Source organism: Chelatococcus reniformis, assembly GCF_014640075.1.
Classification (GTDB): domain Bacteria; phylum Pseudomonadota; class Alphaproteobacteria; order Rhizobiales; family Beijerinckiaceae; genus Camelimonas; species Camelimonas reniformis.
The window spans coordinates 1-17581 of sequence record NZ_BMGG01000017.1 but is presented as its reverse complement, the minus strand read 5'-3'; the positions used below and the strand labels follow the sequence as shown (position 1 = coordinate 17581).

Sequence of the window (17581 nt, the reverse complement as noted above, 5' to 3'; positions counted from 1 at the left end):
ACCTTCGTGATCGCCGCCGTCAGCGACGTCTTCCCGTGGTCAACGTGGCCAATCGTGCCAATGTTGCAGTGCGGCTTCGTCCGCGAAAACTTCTCTTTGGCCATGGTCAGGCTCCCTGAAACTCTGAAAGTCTCGTCATTGAGGATGCGGAGATCAGGCGTACTTCGCCTGGACCTCCTGGGCGACCGCCTGCGGCACCTGCTCGTAGTGGTCAAACTGCATCGTGTAATTGGCACGGCCCTGGCTGAACGACCGCAGCTGGTTCACGTAGCCGAACATGTTGGCGAGCGGCACCATGGCGTTCACGACGACGGCATTGCCGCGCATGTCCTGACCCTGGATCTGGCCGCGCCGCGAATTCAGATCGCCGATGACCGAACCGGTGTAGTCCTCCGGGGTCACCACCTCGACCTTCATGATCGGCTCGAGCAGGATCGGTCCGCCCTTCTGCAGCCCCTCGCGCAGCGCCGCGCGCGAGGCGATTTCGAAGGCCAGCGCCGACGAGTCCACCTCGTGGAACGCCCCGTCGATCAGCGACACCTTGATGTCGACCACCGGGAAGCCGGCCAGCACGCCGGACCCCAGCACGCTGTTCAAGCCCTTCTCGACACCCGGAATGTACTCTTTGGGCACCGCGCCGCCGACGATCTTCGATTCGAACTCGAAGCCCTTGCCGGCCTCGTTGGGCTCAATCACGAACTTGACGCGAGCGAACTGGCCGGTACCGCCGGTCTGCTTCTTATGGGTGTAGTCGATGTCGGCCTTGCGCGTGATGGTCTCGCGGTAGGCAACCTGCGGCGCGCCGATATTGGCATCCACCTTGTAGGTCCGCCTCAGGATGTCGACCTTGATGTCCAGATGCAGCTCGCCCATGCCCTTGAGAATGGTCTGGCCGGACTCCTGGTCGGTCGACACGCGGAAGGACGGATCCTCGTTGGCGAGCTTGGCCAGCGCCAGGCCCAGCTTCTCCTGATCGGCCTTCGACTTCGGCTCGATAGCGATGGTGATCACCGGCTCCGGGAATTCCATGCGCTCCAGGATCACCGGCTTGTTGGGATCGCAGAGCGTATCGCCGGTGCGGACATCCTTGAGACCGGCCAGGGCGACGATGTCGCCGGCATAGGCCTCCTTGATGTCCTCGCGGTTGTTGGCATGCATCAGCAGCATGCGGCCGACGCGCTCGCGCTTCTCGCGCGTGGAGTTCACCAGGCCCGCACCCGACTCCACCTTCCCCGAGTAAATGCGGCAGAAGGTAATGGTGCCGACGAAGGGGTCGTCCATGATCTTGAAGGCGAGCATGGAAAACGGATCGCTATCGACCGGATGGCGCTCGATCGGCTCTTCCGTCTCGGGATCGATGCCCTTGATGGCCTCGCGATCGGCAGGCGACGGCAGGTAGTCGAGCACCGCGTCGAGCAGCGGCTGCACGCCCTTGTTCTTGAAGGCGGAACCGCACAGTACCGGATGGAAGGCGCGCAGCGCCACCGCCCGGCGCACGAGCCGGCGCAGCGTATCCTCGTCCGGCTCCTGGCCCTCCAGATAGGCGCCCATGGCGTCATCGTCGAGCTCGACGCAGGCCTCGACCAGCTTGGTGCGGTATTCCTTCGCCTGCTCGAGCAGGTCGGCCGGGATCTCGACCTCGTCGAAGTTGGCGCCCAGCGCCTCGCCCGACCAGACGATCCCCTTCATCTTGATGAGATCGACGACGCCCTGGAAATTGCTCTCCGCACCGATCGGCAGCTGCAGGCAGACGGGCTTGCCGGCAACGCGGTCGATGATATCGGCCACGCAGCGGAAGAAATCGGCGCCGATCTTGTCCATCTTGTTGACGAACACGATGCGCGGCACGTCGTATTTGTCGGCTTGGCGCCAGACGGTCTCGGTCTGCGGCTCCACCCCCTGGTTGCCGTCGAGCACACACACGGCGCCGTCAAGCACGCGCAGCGAACGCTCCACCTCGATGGTGAAGTCGACGTGGCCGGGCGTGTCGATGATGTTCAGGCGCTTGCCCCGCCAGAAGCAGGTGGTGGCAGCCGACGTGATCGTGATGCCGCGCTCTTGCTCCTGCTCCATCCAGTCCATCGTGGCGGCGCCCTCATGGACCTCGCCGATCTTATGGCTCTTGCCGGTGTAGTACAGGATGCGCTCGGTGGTCGTCGTCTTGCCGGCATCGATGTGGGCCATGATGCCGAAGTTACGATAGTCTTCGATGGCGTGGCTGCGGGGCATTGCCGTGTCTCCGAAGGCGCGTCGGCCGTTACCAGCGATAGTGCGAGAAGGCGCGGTTGGCTTCCGCCATGCGGTGCGTGTCTTCGCGCTTCTTCACCGCGTTGCCCCGGTTGTTGGAAGCGTCGATGAGCTCCGCCGACAGACGATCGACCATGGTCTTGTCGTTGCGGGCGCGGGCAGCCTGGATCAGCCAGCGAATGGCCAATGCCTGACGGCGATCCGTGCGAACCTCGACCGGCACTTGATAGGTGGCGCCACCGACGCGGCGCGAGCGGACCTCGATCGCCGGGGCGACGTTGTCGAGGGCCTGGCGAAACGCAGCCAGCGGGTCGCTCTTGAGCTTGGCTTCGACGATGTCGAGCGCGCCATAGACGATCGCTTCCGCGACCGACTTCTTGCCGTCATACATGATCGAGTTCATGAACTTGGTCACGACCACGTCATGGAACTTGGCGTCCGGAATGATCTCGCGCTTCTCGGCACTGTGACGACGGGACATCGCTTCGTCCTTGCATCTGGTCCGCTCCCTGCGACACGGCGCCGGGAGGCATCTGGTCCGTTCGGTCTCCGGCGGCGAGCGCCGGAAGGATATCGAGCCCGGGCCACCTGGCCGGCTCGACGCATCGCTTGCTTAGGCTTCCGGCCTTACTTGGGCCGCTTGGCGCCGTATTTGGACCGGCGCTGCTTGCGGTTCTTGACGCCCTGCGTATCGAGCACGCCGCGCAGGATGTGATAGCGCACGCCCGGCAGGTCCTTGACGCGGCCGCCGCGGATCATGACGACCGAGTGCTCCTGGAGATTGTGACCCTCGCCGGGGATGTAGCCGATGACCTCGTGACCGTTCGTCAGCCGCACCTTGGCCACCTTGCGCAGAGCCGAGTTCGGCTTCTTCGGCGTCGTCGTGTAGACGCGGGTGCACACGCCGCGCTTCTGCGGACAGGCGTCGAGCGCCGGCACCTTGTTGCGGGCCTTCTGCGCAACCCGCGGCTTGCGGATGAGCTGACTGATCGTCGGCATCGCGTTCTCTCTTCCGAAGCCGCCGGAGCACCATCCCCGCAGCGGCCACCACGACCAAATGAACGGCACAGCACACGGCGACGCGGCTGAGCCATCCCGAATTGCTTTCGCGTGACGTTTCCCAGCGCCTCTGCGGACTGGCCGCATACACGCAAAACGAAGCCGCGCCTTCAGTCCTTTCGGACGTCCAGCGCGGTCACACGCAGAGGACCACGGCCAATGCCGCGATCGTGCCCCATCAACGAATGTGTCGCCTGACAGAAGTCAGTGGGTGCTGAACCGACAGCGTCTAGGGTCGATTGTCTGGGCGAGTCGCCCGGACCGGCAACACCTACTGCCTGTCGAAGTCCGGCGCTTCTACGCTAAGGGTGGACGTGCGTCAACAGAAAAGCTCGAGAATCTCAGCCGTGAACGACAATCTCATCGCCTCCGCCGCGCCCGACCCGGAAGCCGAACAGTTCCACAGCATCCTTGCGCGCGACGGCGTGCGCATCGAGCGCATCGTCTCGACCGGACAGGCCAGTCCACCCGGCTTCTGGTACGACCAGCCACACGGCGAATGGGTGCTCCTTCTGCAAGGGCAAGCAACCGTGCGATTCCACGACGAGGCCGATGCCCGCCGGCTCGATCCGGGCGATCACGTCTGGATCGAGCCGCACCGCCGCCACCGCGTCGAGCGGACCTCGGCCGCCCCGCCGGCGATCTGGCTCGCAGTCCACATCGGTGCAGGCACCTGACAAAGAAAGGGCCGCCCGAGGGCGGCCCTTTCACCACTGAGATCTGCTGGCCGGCGCTCACTCGCCCACCGGCAGCTCCGACGGCACGGGCACCGGCGCCGGCACGGGGGCCGGGGTCTTGTGCTGGGCCAGGATGAGCTCGTCGCGATGCGTCGCGATCTCGCGCAGCGTGGTCGCGAACGAGCCGGTGCCCGCCGGAATGAGCGAGCCGACGATGACGTTCTCCTTGAGCCCCTCAAGGTCGTCGGTCTTGCCGTTGACCGCCGCCTCGGTGAGCACCCGGGTGGTCTCCTGGAACGAAGCCGCCGAGATGAACGACCGCGTCTGCAAGGATGCCTTGGTGATGCCGAGCAGCACCGGGTTACCCGACGCGATCTTCTTGTTCTCGGCGATAAGCCCCTGGTTCGCCGCGTCGAGATCGAAGCGGTCCACCTGCTCGCCGGTCAGGAACTCCGAATCGCCCGGTTCGGTGATCTCAACCTTCTGCAGCATCTGGCGAACGATCACCTCGATGTGCTTGTCGTTGATATTCACGCCCTGCAACCGGTAGACCTCCTGGATCTCGTTGACGAGATAGGCGGCCAGTTCCTCGACGCCCTTGATCGCCAGGATGTCGTGCGGCGCCGGGTTGCCGTCGACGATGAAGTCGCCGACCTCCACCACGTCGCCGTCCTGCAGGTGGATGTGCTTCCCCTTCGGGATCAAGTACTCCACCGGCTCCGATCCGTCGTGCGGCTCCAGGGACAAGCGGCGCTTGTTCTTGTAGTCGCGGCCGAAGCGGACCGTTCCCGACTTCTCGGCGATGATCGCCGCCTCCTTCGGGCGCCGCGCCTCGAACAGCTCCGCCACGCGCGGCAGACCGCCCGTGATGTCGCGCGTCTTGGCGCTGTCTGTCGGGATGCGGGCCAGGACGTCGCCCGCCTTGACCGAGGCACCGGGGTCGGCGGCGATAATGGCGTCGACCGGCAGCAGCGAACGCGCGTCGCTGCCACGCAGCAGCTTGGCAACCTTGCCGGCCTGCATGACGACGATCGCCGGCTTGAGATCAGCCGTGCGCGACGACGAGCGCCAGTCGATGACCATGCGCTTGGCGATGCCCGTCGCCTCGTCGACCGTCTCCGTCAGCGAGGCGCCCTCGACCAGATCCTCGTACGCGACCGCACCGTCCACCTCGGTAAGCACGGGACGGGTGTAGGGATCCCACTCGGCGATGCGCTGGCCACGCTTGACCTGATCGCCGTCGTCCACCTTGAGGCGGGAGCCGTACTGGATGCGGTGCACCGCCCGCTCCTGCCCGTCCGGTCCGACGACAACGACCGAGATGTTGCGCGCCAGTGCCACCAGCTCGCCGTCCGAGTTGCGCGCCACGTGCCGGTTGCGCAGCTGGACCGTGCCCTCGAAGTTGGTCTCGATGAACGACTGGTCGGCGATCTGCGCCGCGCCGCCGATGTGGAAGGTGCGCATGGTGAGCTGCGTGCCGGGCTCGCCGATCGACTGGGCGGCGATGACGCCCACCGCCTCACCCATGTTGACCGTCGTGCCCCGGGCAAGGTCGCGACCGTAGCAGGTCGCGCACACCCCGTTCTTCGACTCGCAGGTCAGCACCGAACGGATCTTGACCTCCTGCACGCCTGCCGTGGTGATCGGCTCGACGTGGCGCTCCTCGATCATGGTGCCCGTGGGCACGATGACATTGCCCTCCGGGTCGTACACGTCCTCCGCCGCAGTCCGGCCGAGGACGCGCGAGATCAGCGACGCCACCACCTGGCCGGCATCGACGATCGCCCGCATGCTGATGCCGTTGACCGTGCCGCAGTCGGTCTCGCGGATGACGGCGTCCTGCGCCACGTCGACGAGACGACGTGTCAGATAGCCCGAGTTCGCCGTCTTGAGCGCCGTGTCGGCCAGGCCCTTACGGGCACCGTGCGTCGAGTTGAAGTACTCGAGCACGTCCAGGCCTTCCTTGAAGTTCGAAATGATGGCGCTCTCGATGATCTCGCCCGACGGCTTCGCCATCAGGCCGCGCATGGCGGCGAGCTGCTTCATCTGCGCCGGCGAGCCGCGGGCGCCCGAGTGGGCCATCATGTAGATGGAGTTGACCGGCTTGTCCCGGCCGTTCTCGTCTTTCTTCACGGTGGAGATGCCCACCATCATCTCGGCAGCGAGCTTGTCCGAGCACTTGGCCCAGGCGTCGACCACCTTGTTGTACTTCTCGCCCTGGGTGATCAGGCCGTCCTGGTACTGCTGCTCGTAGTCCTTCACCAGCGCACGCGTCTGGTCGACCACCGTCCACTTGTTGGGCGGCACCACCATGTCGTCCTTGCCGAACGAGATGCCGGCCTTGAACGCGTGGTGGAAGCCGAGCCCCATGATGCGGTCGCAGAAGATGACCGATTCCTTCTGACCGCAGTTGCGGTAGACGGTGTCGATCATGTTCGAGATTTCCTTCTTGGTCATGAGCTTGTTCACGACGTCGAAGGGCACCTTCGGATCCTTGGGCAGCACGCGCGACAGGATCACGCGGCCGGGCGTGGTGTCGTAGACGCGCGTCACCGGCGCGCCGTTCTCATCGAGTCCGGACCAGCGGTACTTGATCTTCGAGTGCAGGGTGATGACCCGCTCGGCGAGCGCATGCTCCAGCTCGCCGATATCGCCATAGACACCCTGCATCGGGTTGCTGGTGTTGCCCGGCTTGAACTCGCCCGGCTCCCCATCGGAGATGATCGACAGGTAGTAGAGGCCGAGCACGATGTCCTGCGAGGGCACGATGATCGGGGCGCCGTTGGCCGGGTGCAGGATGTTGTTCGTCGACATCATCAGCACGCGGGCTTCGAGCTGCGCCTCTAGCGATAGCGGCACGTGCACGGCCATCTGGTCGCCGTCGAAGTCGGCGTTGAAGGCCGCGCAGACCAGCGGGTGCAGCTGGATCGCCTTGCCTTCGATCAGCACCGGCTCGAAGGCCTGGATGCCCAACCGGTGCAGCGTCGGCGCCCGGTTCAGCATCACCGGGTGCTCGCGGATGACCTCGTCGAGGATGTCCCAGACCTCGGGCTTTTCCTTCTCGACCAGCTTCTTGGCCTGCTTCACGGTGGACGCATGGCCCTTGGCGTCGAGCCGCGAATAGATGAACGGCTTGAACAGCTCGAGCGCCATCTTCTTGGGCAAGCCGCACTGGTGCAGCTTGAGCTCGGGGCCGACGACGATCACCGAGCGGCCCGAGTAGTCGACGCGCTTGCCGAGCAGGTTCTGCCGGAAGCGGCCCTGCTTGCCCTTCAGCATGTCGGCGAGCGACTTCAGCGGCCGCTTGTTGGCCCCCGTGATGACGCGGCCGCGGCGGCCGTTGTCGAAGAGCGCATCGACGGCCTCCTGCAGCATGCGCTTTTCGTTGCGGATGATGATGTCCGGCGCGCGCAGCTCGATCAGCCGCTTCAGACGGTTGTTGCGGTTGATGACGCGGCGGTAGAGGTCGTTGAGGTCAGACGTCGCGAAGCGGCCGCCGTCGAGCGGCACCAGGGGCCGCAGGTCGGGCGGAATCACCGGCACGACGGTGAGGATCATCCACTCCGGCTTGTTGCCCGACATCTGGAAGGCCTCGATGATCTTGAGGCGCTTCATCAGCTTCTTGGGCTTGAGCTCGGACGTGGTGGTCGCGATCTCCTCCCGGATGTCGATCTGGATCTTGTCGAGGTCCAGGTTGCGCAGCAGGTCGCGGATCGCCTCAGCGCCGATCTTGGCGGTGAAGCTGTCCTCGCCGTACTCGTCCTGCGCGCGCAGGTAGTCGTCCTCCGACAGGAGCTGACGATCCTTGAGCGGCGTGATGCCGGGATCGAGCACCACGTAGGACTCGAAATAGAGGATGCGCTCCAGGTCCTTGAGCGTCATGTCGAGCAGCAGCCCGATGCGCGACGGCAGCGACTTCAGGAACCAGATGTGCGCCACCGGCGCGGCAAGCTCGATGTGGCCCATGCGCTCGCGCCGCACGCGCGCGAGGGTCACCTCGACGCCGCACTTCTCGCAGATGACGCCCTTGTACTTCATGCGCTTGTACTTGCCGCACAAGCACTCGTAGTCCTTGATCGGTCCGAAGATGCGGGCGCAGAACAGGCCGTCCCGCTCGGGCTTGAACGTACGGTAGTTGATCGTCTCCGGCTTCTTGATCTCGCCGTACGACCACGAAAGAATCTTCTCCGGGCTGGCGATCGAAATCTTGATCTTGTCAAACGACAGCGCCGGGGTCTGGGTGTTGAAGAGATTCATCACCTCTTGATTCATCACCGTCTCCTTGCAAACACCTGGACGGCAGAGCCGCATCCGGCTCGCTCGTCCGCGAGGCTCATCGCCTCTTCATCTCGGGGCCGGGCACCCGCTGGAGCCCGGGTCGGCCGGGACGCGCCGCCGCGGGCTTGTCGCCCGCAGGCCGCGCAGGCCGGCCGGTGTCGCGCATCGACCGGGGCGTCGCGGCGACGCCCCCGGCCATGCCGCATTCACTCGGCGGCTTCTGACGACGACAGCTCGGTCGGCGGCCGCTTGCTGCTGAGCAATTCAACGTTGAGGCCGAGCGAGCGCATCTCCTTGACCAGCACGTTGAAGCTCTCGGGAATGCCGGCCTCGAAGGTGTCGTCGCCGCGCACGATCGCCTCGTAGACCTTGGTGCGGCCGGCCACGTCGTCGGACTTCACCGTCAACATCTCCTGCAGCGTATAGGCGGCGCCGTAGGCCTCCAGCGCCCACACCTCCATCTCGCCGAAGCGCTGGCCGCCGAACTGCGCCTTGCCGCCGAGCGGCTGCTGGGTGACCAGGCTGTAGGGGCCGATCGAGCGGGCGTGGATCTTGTCGTCCACCAGATGGTGCAGCTTGAGGATGTAGATGTATCCCACCGTCACCTGCCGATCGAAGGGCTCGCCGGTCCGCCCGTCGTAGACGGTGGACTGACCGGTCTTCTTGAGCCCCGCCCGCTCCAGCATGGCCTCGATGTCCGCCTCCTTGGCGCCGTCGAACACCGGCGTCGCCATGGGTACGCCGCGGCGCAGGTTGTTGCCGAGCTCGACCAGCTCCGGCTCCTTCATGTCGTCGATGATCGGGTCGTTGTCGTAGACCGCCTTCAACTTGTCCCGCAGCGGCGCCGCGTCCATCGAACGCATGTAGCTGTTGACCGCCTCGCCCACCTGCCGGCCGAGGCCCGCCGCCGCCCAGCCCAGATGCGTCTCCAGGATCTGGCCGACGTTCATGCGGCTCGGCACGCCCAGCGGGTTGAGCACGACGTCCACGTGAGTGCCGTCCTCCAGGAAGGGCATGTCTTCGATCGGCACGATGCGGGACACCACGCCCTTGTTGCCGTGGCGGCCGGCCATCTTGTCGCCGGGCTGGATCTTGCGCTTCACCGCGACGAAGACCTTGACCATCTTCATCACGCCCGGCGGCAGCTCGTCGCCGCGCTGCACCTTCTCGACCTTGTCGAGGAAGCGCTGCTCCAGCCGCTTCTTGGACTCGTCGTACTGCTTGCGCATGGCCTCCAGCTCGGCCATCAGCGCATCGTCGGTGACCGCGAACTGCCACCACTGCGAGCGCGGATGGTCGTCCAGCGTCGCACGCGTGATCTCGGTGTCCTTCTTGAAGCCCTTCGGCCCGGCCACCGCCTTCTGGCCGGTGAGCAGCTCCGACAGGCGCGCATAGACGTTGCGGTCGAGAATCGCCTGCTCGTCGTCGCGGTCCTTCGCCAGCCGCTCGATCTCCTCGCGCTCGATCGCCTGGGCGCGCTCGTCCTTGTCGACGCCGTGGCGGTTGAACACACGCACCTCGACGACCGTGCCGGAGACACCCGGGGGCACGCGCAGCGACGTGTCGCGCACGTCGGACGCCTTCTCGCCGAAGATGGCGCGCAGCAGCTTCTCTTCGGGCGTCATCGGGCTCTCGCCCTTCGGCGTGATCTTGCCGCAGAGAATATCGCCCGCGTGAACCTCCGCGCCGACATAGACGATGCCGGCCTCGTCGAGGTTCTTCAGCGCCTCTTCCGAGACGTTGGGGATGTCGCGGGTGATCTCCTCTGGCCCGAGCTTGGTGTCGCGGGCCATGACCTCGAACTCCTCGATGTGGATCGAGGTGAAGACGTCGTCCTTGACGATGCGCTCGGAGAGCAGGATCGAGTCCTCGAAGTTGTAGCCGTTCCACGGCATGAACGCGACGAGGACATTGCGGCCGAGCGCCAGCTCGCCGAGATCGGTCGAGGGACCGTCGGCGATGATGTCACCCTTGCGCACTGGATCACCCACCTTCACCAGCGGCCGCTGGTTGATGCAGGTGTTCTGGTTCGAGCGCTGGAACTTCATCAGCCGGTAGATGTCGACGCCGGACTTGGTGGGATCCAGATCTTCGGTGGCGCGCACCACGATGCGGGTGGCGTCGACCTGGTCGACGATGCCGGTGCGACGCGCGCCGATGGCAGCGCCCGAATCACGGGCGACCACCGCCTCCATGCCGGTGCCGACGAAGGGCGCATCGGCCTTGACCAGCGGCACCGCCTGGCGCTGCATGTTCGAGCCCATGAGCGCGCGATTGGCGTCGTCGTTCTCCAGGAACGGGATCAGCGCCGCGGCAACCGAGACGAGCTGCTTGGGCGAGACGTCCATGTAGTCGACCTTGTCGGGCGGCATGACGACGACGTCGCCGGCATGGCGGCAGACCACCAGGTCCTCGGTCAGGCGCCCGGCGGCGTCGATGTCGGCGTTGGCCTGGGCGACGTTGTACTTCGCCTCCTCCATGGCCGACAGATAGATCACCTCCGAGGTGACCTGACCGTCGCGCACCGCCCGGTACGGCGCCTCGATGAAGCCGTACTTGTTGACGCGGGCGAAGGTCGCCAGCGAGTTGATCAGGCCGATGTTCGGGCCTTCCGGCGTCTCGATCGGGCAGATGCGGCCGTAGTGCGTCGGGTGCACGTCGCGCACCTCGAAGCCGGCGCGCTCGCGCGTCAGACCGCCCGGCCCGAGCGCCGACAGGCGCCGCTTGTGCGTCACCTCCGAGAGCGGGTTGGTCTGGTCCATGAACTGCGACAGCTGCGAGGAGCCGAAGAACTCGCGCACCGCCGCCGCCGCCGGCTTGGCGTTGATCAGGTCCTGCGGCATCACGGTGTCGATGTCGATCGACGACATGCGCTCCTTGATGGCGCGCTCCATGCGCAGCAGGCCGAGCCGGTACTGATTCTCCATCAGCTCGCCGACCGAGCGCACGCGGCGGTTGCCGAGGTGGTCGATGTCATCCACCTCGCCCTTGCCGTCGCGCAGGTCCACGAGCGCCTTGACCACCGCCAGCATGTCCTCGCGGCGCAGCGTCCGGACCGTGTCCGGGCAGTCGAGGTCGAGGCGCATGTTCATCTTGACGCGGCCGACCGCCGACAGGTCGTAGCGTTCGGAGTCGAAGAACAGGGAATGGAACATCGCCTCCGCCGTCTCAAGAGTCGGCGGTTCTCCCGGACGCATCACCCGGTAGATATCGAACAGCGACTCCTCGCGCGACGAGCTCTTGTCGACCGCAAGCGTATTGCGAATGTAGGGACCGACGTTGACGTGGTCGATGTCGAGCACCGGGATCTCGTCGAAGCCGTTGTCCTCGAGCAGCTTGATCAGCTTGTCACCGAGCTCGTCGCCAGCCTCGGCAAAGATCTCGCCGGTGGTCGGATTAACGAGGTCCTCGGCCACATACTGGCCGATGAGATCCTCGTTGACGGCACGCAACGCCTTGAGCCCGCCCTCGGAGAGCTGTCGGGCGGCCCGGACGGTCAGTTTCTTGCCCGCTTCGATCACCACCTCGCCCGTATCGGCGTCGATGAGGTCGACGGAGGCCTTAAAGCCCTTCATGCGCTCCGCGTCGAAGGGCACGCGCCAGCCTTTGTCGTCCTTGGTGTAGACGATCCGGTTGTAGAAGGTCGACAGAATCTCCTCGCCGTCGAGGCCAAGCGCATAGAGCACCGACGTCACCGGGATCTTGCGGCGCCGGTCGATGCGGGCGTGCACGATGTCCTTGGCGTCGAACTCGATGTCGAGCCAAGAGCCGCGGTAGGGAATGATGCGGGCGGCGAACAGCAACTTGCCCGACGAATGGGTCTTGCCCTTGTCGTGGTCGAAGAACACGCCGGGCGAGCGGTGCATCTGCGAGACGATGACGCGTTCGGTGCCGTTGACGATGAAGGTGCCGTTGTCGGTCATGAGCGGCATGTCGCCCATGTAGACGTCCTGCTCCTTGATGTCCTTGACGGAGCGGGCGCCGGTGTCCTCGTCCACGTCGAACACGATGAGGCGCAGCGTCACCTTGAGGGGAGCCGCGAAGGTCATGCCGCGCTGGCGGCACTCGTCGACGTCGTACTTGGGCGGCTCAAAGGTATACTTGACGAACTCGAGCAGCGAGGTGCTCGAAAAGTCCGAAATCGGAAACACGGAGCGGAAGACCGCCTGCAGACCCTCGTCCGGACGGCCGCCTTCGGGCTCGTCCACCAGCAGAAACTGATCGTAGGATGCCTTCTGAACCTCGATGAGGTTCGGCATCTCTGCCACTTCCTTGATCTTGCCGAAGAACTTGCGGAGCCGCTTCCTGCTGGTGTTGGTCTGAGCCATGTGGTCCCTCGCTCCTTCGACGAAGCCTTAGACCGGGCCTGCGCCTGTTCGAGCGCAACCTGCCTGGCCTGGCGTCGCGGCGCCCGCCGTGGCGCCTTCACAGTTCGTACCGACGAGGTCTCCTCGCCGCCGCCCGCTGGCCATCCGAGGCCCGGAGACGGCTCGACGGCCCCGGCGCCAGGGGCTTAGCCCGGGCGTCGAGACCGTCTTCGTCATCCGCAGCCGGCATCACCTGCCGGCCGGGTTGGTCTTAGGTCAGCTCGACCTTGGCGCCAGCCTTCTCCAGCTGGGCCTTGATCTTCTCGGCTTCGTCCTTGGTCACGCCTTCCTTGACGGCCTTGGGCGCGGCCTCGACCAGGTCCTTGGCCTCCTTGAGGCCGAGACCGGTGATCGCGCGGACCTCCTTGATGACCTCGATCTTCTTGTCGCCGGCACCCGCCAGCACGACGTTGAACTCGGTCTTCTCCTCGACCGGCGCCGCCGCCGCGCCGGCGCCCGGGGCCGCGGCAACCGCCACGGCAGCCGCTGCCGACACGCCCCACTTCTCTTCGAGGAGCTTGGCCAGTTCGGCCGCCTCGAGCACGGTCAGGTTCGACAGCTCGTCAACCAGTTTCGTCAAATCAGCCATGAGTCACATTCCTAAATCGGTTCGAACGATGATGGTGATGATGGAACGGCCTCAGGCCGCTTCGTCTCGGTTGGCATAGGCCCCGAACACGCGAGCCAGCTTGGCGGCCGGCGCGGTGGAGAGCTGCGCAATCTTGGTCGCCGGGGCCTGGATCAGGCCGACGAGCTTGGCACGCAGTTCGTCCAGGGACGGAAGTGTGGCGAGCGCCTTCACTCCGTCCGCGTTCAGGGAAGTCGTGCCCATCGCGCCGCCGAGAACCACGAACTTGTCGTGGGTCCGGGCGAAGTCGACGGCGACCTTCGGCGCCGCAACCGGGTCGTTGCTGTAGGCAAGCAACGTCGGCCCCTTGAGGAGGGGCACGATGGATGCGGCGGCCTTGCCTTCGAGAGCGATCTTGGCGAGGCGGTTCTTCGCGACCTTCACCGTCGCGCCGGCCTGCTTCATCTCCCTGCGGAGCTTCTGCATGTCGGCGACGGTGAGGCCGGCATAGTGGGCCACGACGACGACGCTCGTGTTCTCGAACACGTCGCCGAGCGTCGAGACGAGCTCGCTTTTTGCTGCTCTGTCCACTTGGCTCTCTCCGGTTGGCGGACTGGGGAACATCCCTCATCCGCCGGCTGCACCTGCCGTCGTCGGCGGTCGTGAGCCTTGGACCATCATCGGACCTTGGCCGCGACCGCCTCAAACGGCGCTCGCAAGCCCTGTCCCCTGTGCGTACGGCGGGCCGAAGCCTGCCGCGCCAGGTGCGAGTGGTTCGAACCGATACGACCCACGCCCCGCCGACCCCTTACGATCGCCGGATGTGGGAAATGTCCGGTTGGACCCGTCTATGCAGGCTTCGAAATGAAATTAGGCCGAACGAGACAAGCTCGACCGGCACCTGCAGTCTCGGACAGGACATATGGCCGCTCCGGGCAAAGGGTTTCCCCTCGGCCCGTCGGCCATACTCCATCCATGCGGATGGAAGCTGTGTAGACAGCCGCGGACTCGTACACCCCGCGACCATCGTTGTCTGAATTCATGCGCCGTAGATAGCCGCTCGCGCCGCGTTTGCCAAGGGGCAAAATCAGCAATTGTCAAGCGGGCCGACCGGCCCGCCACGCCGCGGACGGCGGCAGCTGCCGGCTCAGGCGCTGGCGACCGACGCGGGGTCGATCTTGATGCCCGGCCCCATGGTCGACGACACCGCGATCTTCTCGATGTAGGTGCCCTTGGCGCCTGTCGGCTTGGCCTTGGCCACCGAATCGACGAACGCCTTGATGTTCTCGACCAGCTTGTCCTCGGTGAAGGAGACCTTGCCGATACCGGCGTGGATGATGCCCGCCTTCTCGACGCGGAACTCCACGGCGCCACCCTTGGCCGCGCCAACGGCGGCCGCGACGTCCATCGTCACCGTGCCGACGCGCGGGTTCGGCATCAGGCCGCGCGGGCCCAGCACCTTACCGAGCCGGCCGACCAGGCCCATCATGTCCGGCGTTGCGATGCAGCGGTCGAAGTCGATGTTGCCGCCCGTCACCCGCTCCACCAGATCCTCGGCGCCGACGATGTCCGCACCGGCGGCCTTGGCCTCATCGGCCTTGGCGCCGCGGGCGAACACCGCAACGCGCACGGTGCGGCCCGAGCCGTTCGGGAGGTTGCAGACGCCGCGGACCATCTGGTCGGCGTGGCGGGGATCGACGCCAAGGTTCATGGCGATTTCGATCGTCTCGTCGAACTTGGCGGTCGAGCGCTCTTTCACCAGCTTGATCGCATCGTCGATGGCGTACAGCTTCGCCCGATCGATGCCGTCGCGGGAGGCGGCCACGCGCTTTGCAAGATGTGCCATGCTTCCCTCCCTCAGGCCACGACCTCGAGACCCATGGCCCTTGCGGAGCCGCGGATCATCGACATGGCCGACTCGATCGAATCGCAGTTGAGATCGACGATTTTCTTCTCAGCGATCTCGCGGATCTGCTCCTCGCTGACCTTGCCGACCGTCGGGCCCTTACCCGGCGTCTTGGAGCCGGACGCCGGCTTCTTGCCGAGCTTGAGGTTCGCCGCCTTCTTCAGGAAATAGGAGACCGGCGGCTGCTTCATCTCGAAGGTGAAGGAGCGGTCGCCGTACGCGGTGATGATCACCGGGATCGGCATGCCCTTCTCCAACTGCCCGGTCTTCGCATTGAAGGCCTTGCAGAACTCCATGATGTTGAGGCCGCGCTGGCCGAGCGCCGGGCCGATGGGCGGCGACGGGTTGGCGGCGCCGGCAGGCACCTGCAGCTTGATGTAGCCTACGATTTTCTTCGCCATTGACTGCTCCAGAACAAAAAATCCCGGCCGCTCAGGGCCGGGCGGGTGCAGACCGCGGTGCGGCAAGGGGATCCGGCTGGCGACCGGCTTGCCTTCCGCGGCATTTATCGAGGCGGGCTCGTTATCTCGTCAGCCCGCCCCTGTCAACGTTCGCCGAGATCGTCAGACTTTCTCGACCTGGGCGTACTCGAGCTCGACCGGGGTGGCGCGACCGAAGATCGACACGGCTACCTTGAGGCGGGCGCGTCCTTCGTCGACCTCCTCGACGGTCCCGTTGAAGGAGGCGAAGGGGCCGTCGGCGACACGCACCTGCTCGCCCACCTCGAAGCTGATCGAGGGCTTGGGCCGATCGATGCCCTCGGCGACCTGCCCCTTGATACGCTCGGCCTCCCGCTCGGAGATCGGCATCGGCTTCTGGTCGGCGCCGAGAAAGCCCGTCACCTTCGGCGTGTTCTTGATGAGGTGGTAGACCTCGTCGGTCAGATCGCACTTCACCAGGACGTAGCCGGGGAAGAACTTGCGGTCGGTATCGACCTTGCGGCCCCGGCGCACCTCGACGACCTTCTCGGTCGGCACCAGGATCTCGTCGAACTTGTCCTCAAGGCTCCGCTGCGCCGCCTGATCGCGGATCGACTGGGCGACCTTGTTCTCGAAGTTGGAATAGGCGTGGACGATGTACCAGCGCTTGGCCATACCCTTCTCCCTCAGCGTCCGAAGCCGAGAATGAAGCTGACGCCGAAACGCAGCACCTGATCGACCACTACGAAAAAGATGCTCGCGATGATCACCATCACGAACACCATGGCGGTCGTAATCAGCGTCTCCTTGCGGGTGGGCCACGTGACCTTGGCGGCCTCGTTGCGCACCTGCTGCATGAACTCGACTGGGTTGGTCTTCGCCATCACTTGCCGGGGCCGCGAAACGGCCTGCTCCTCACTGTTCGAAACGAACCATCGCCGCCGGTCCACCCCAATGCGACGAGGATGACGACTGGACGTCACGGTGCGACCTAGGTGGGGACACAGGCCCCCCGCACCAACCCTGTCCGATCATGCTGCCGCTGCGCGCCGCTGGCAGGAGTGGAGGGACTCGAACCCCCAACCCCCGGTTTTGGAGACCGGTGCTCTAGCCAGTTGAGCTACACTCCTAACGGCGGAACCGTGCACGAACCGTCCGACGCGGTACATGCACGATGATCGTAGGCCTGACAAGGCCGGCAAAAGACCAATCCGGGGGACGGCCGGCTTTTGCCCCCGATCGCAACGGCCCGGGGGCAGGCCCCCGGGGCGGCGCCATGGCGGGCGGACCGCCCGCCATGCTTACTCGATGATGGATGCGACGACGCCGGCGCCGACGGTGCGGCCGCCCTCACGAATGGCGAAGCGCAGCTTCTCCTCCATGGCGATCGGCGCGATCAGCGTCACTTCCATGGCGATGTTGTCGCCCGGCATCACCATCTCGGTGCCCTCCGGCAGCGTCACCACGCCGGTCACGTCCGTCGTCCGGAAGTAGAACTGCGGGCGGTAGTTGGTGAAGAACGGCGTGTGACGACCGCCCTCCTCCTTCGTCAGGATGTACGCTTCCGCCTTGAACTTCGTGTGCGGCTTCACCGAGCCCGGCTTGCACAGCACCTGGCCGCGCTCCACGTCCTCGCGCTTCGTACCGCGCAGCAGCGCCCCGATGTTGTCGCCCGCCTGGCCCTGGTCCAGCAGCTTGCGGAACATCTCGACGCCCGTCACCGTCGTCTTCTGCGTCGGACGGATGCCGACGATCTCGACTTCTTCGCCCACCTTCACGATGCCGCGCTCGACCCGCCCCGTCACCACCGTGCCGCGGCCCGAGATCGAGAACACGTCCTCCACCGGCATCAGGAACGGCATGTCGACCGGACGCTCAGGCTGCGGAATGTAGGCGTCGACCTCGTCCATCAGCTTCAGGATCGCCGCGTGGCCGATATCCGGGTTGCGGTCCTCAAGCGCGCACAGCGCCGAGCCCTTCACGATCGGAATGTCGTCGCCCGGGAAGTCGTACTTCGACAGCAGCTCGCGGATCTCAAGCTCCACCAGCTCCAGAAGCTC

The 17581-nt window shown here is 65.6% G+C and carries 14 protein-coding genes and 1 tRNA gene; 1 reads left to right on the top strand and 14 read right to left on the bottom strand.

Annotation, left to right across the window (positions count from 1 at the left end; genetic code table 11):
- The 4 genes from IEW34_RS29785 to rpsL form a co-directional block, all read right to left on the bottom strand.
- The coding region (locus IEW34_RS29785; protein WP_202121688.1) for a GTP-binding protein at positions 1–104 on the bottom strand (104 nt) is incomplete at its 3' end.
- Between the two features lie 49 nt (positions 105–153).
- A complete protein-coding gene (gene fusA, locus IEW34_RS29780; RefSeq protein WP_188612895.1) occupies positions 154–2229 on the bottom strand; it encodes an elongation factor G in 2076 nt (691 codons plus the stop codon).
- Positions 2230–2257: 28 nt separating this feature from the next.
- Complete coding sequence (rpsG, locus tag IEW34_RS29775; RefSeq protein WP_188612894.1) at positions 2258–2728, bottom strand: 30S ribosomal protein S7; 471 nt, start codon at positions 2726–2728, stop codon at positions 2258–2260.
- 146 nt (positions 2729–2874) lie between these two features.
- Entirely contained in the window at positions 2875–3246 is a 372-nt protein-coding gene (rpsL, locus tag IEW34_RS29770; RefSeq protein ID WP_188612893.1) for a 30S ribosomal protein S12, read from the bottom strand.
- A 398-nt stretch (positions 3247–3644) separates the two neighbouring features.
- On the opposite strand from rpsL, the gene IEW34_RS29765 reads away from it, so the two are divergent.
- Positions 3645–3983, top strand: a complete 339-nt coding sequence (locus IEW34_RS29765; protein ID WP_373288360.1) for a cupin domain-containing protein — start codon at positions 3645–3647, stop codon at positions 3981–3983.
- Positions 3984–4040: 57 nt separating this feature from the next.
- Here IEW34_RS29765 and rpoC read toward each other — a convergent pair whose 3' ends face one another.
- The 10 genes from rpoC to IEW34_RS29715 all read right to left on the bottom strand — a co-directional run.
- Complete coding sequence (rpoC, locus tag IEW34_RS29760; RefSeq protein ID WP_188612891.1) at positions 4041–8255, bottom strand: DNA-directed RNA polymerase subunit beta'; 4215 nt, start codon at positions 8253–8255, stop codon at positions 4041–4043.
- 212 nt (positions 8256–8467) lie between these two features.
- Positions 8468–12589, bottom strand: coding sequence for a DNA-directed RNA polymerase subunit beta (gene rpoB, locus IEW34_RS29755; protein ID WP_188612890.1), 4122 nt, complete (start codon positions 12587–12589; stop codon positions 8468–8470).
- Positions 12590–12839: 250 nt separating this feature from the next.
- Positions 12840–13217 (bottom strand): 50S ribosomal protein L7/L12, encoded by a 378-nt coding sequence (gene rplL, locus IEW34_RS29750; RefSeq protein WP_188612889.1) that lies wholly within the window; start codon positions 13215–13217, stop codon positions 12840–12842.
- Positions 13218–13268: 51 nt separating this feature from the next.
- Positions 13269–13787, bottom strand: a complete 519-nt coding sequence (gene rplJ, locus IEW34_RS29745; protein ID WP_188612888.1) for a 50S ribosomal protein L10 — start codon at positions 13785–13787, stop codon at positions 13269–13271.
- A 556-nt stretch (positions 13788–14343) separates the two neighbouring features.
- On the bottom strand, positions 14344–15042 hold the full coding sequence (gene rplA, locus IEW34_RS29740; RefSeq protein ID WP_188612887.1) for a 50S ribosomal protein L1: 699 nt from the start codon (positions 15040–15042) through the stop codon (positions 14344–14346).
- 11 nt (positions 15043–15053) lie between these two features.
- Entirely contained in the window at positions 15054–15503 is a 450-nt protein-coding gene (gene rplK / locus IEW34_RS29735; RefSeq protein WP_188612886.1) for a 50S ribosomal protein L11, read from the bottom strand.
- 162 nt (positions 15504–15665) lie between these two features.
- On the bottom strand, positions 15666–16196 hold the full coding sequence (gene nusG / locus IEW34_RS29730; protein ID WP_188612885.1) for a transcription termination/antitermination protein NusG: 531 nt from the start codon (positions 16194–16196) through the stop codon (positions 15666–15668).
- A gap of 11 nt (positions 16197–16207) precedes the next feature.
- Positions 16208–16405, bottom strand: a complete 198-nt coding sequence (gene secE / locus IEW34_RS29725) for a preprotein translocase subunit SecE (protein ID WP_188612884.1) — start codon at positions 16403–16405, stop codon at positions 16208–16210.
- Between the two features lie 169 nt (positions 16406–16574).
- A tRNA-Trp gene (locus tag IEW34_RS29720) sits at positions 16575–16651 on the bottom strand.
- Between the two features lie 171 nt (positions 16652–16822).
- Positions 16823–17581: elongation factor Tu (locus IEW34_RS29715; RefSeq protein WP_188608630.1), on the bottom strand; the 759-nt coding region annotated here is incomplete at its 5' end.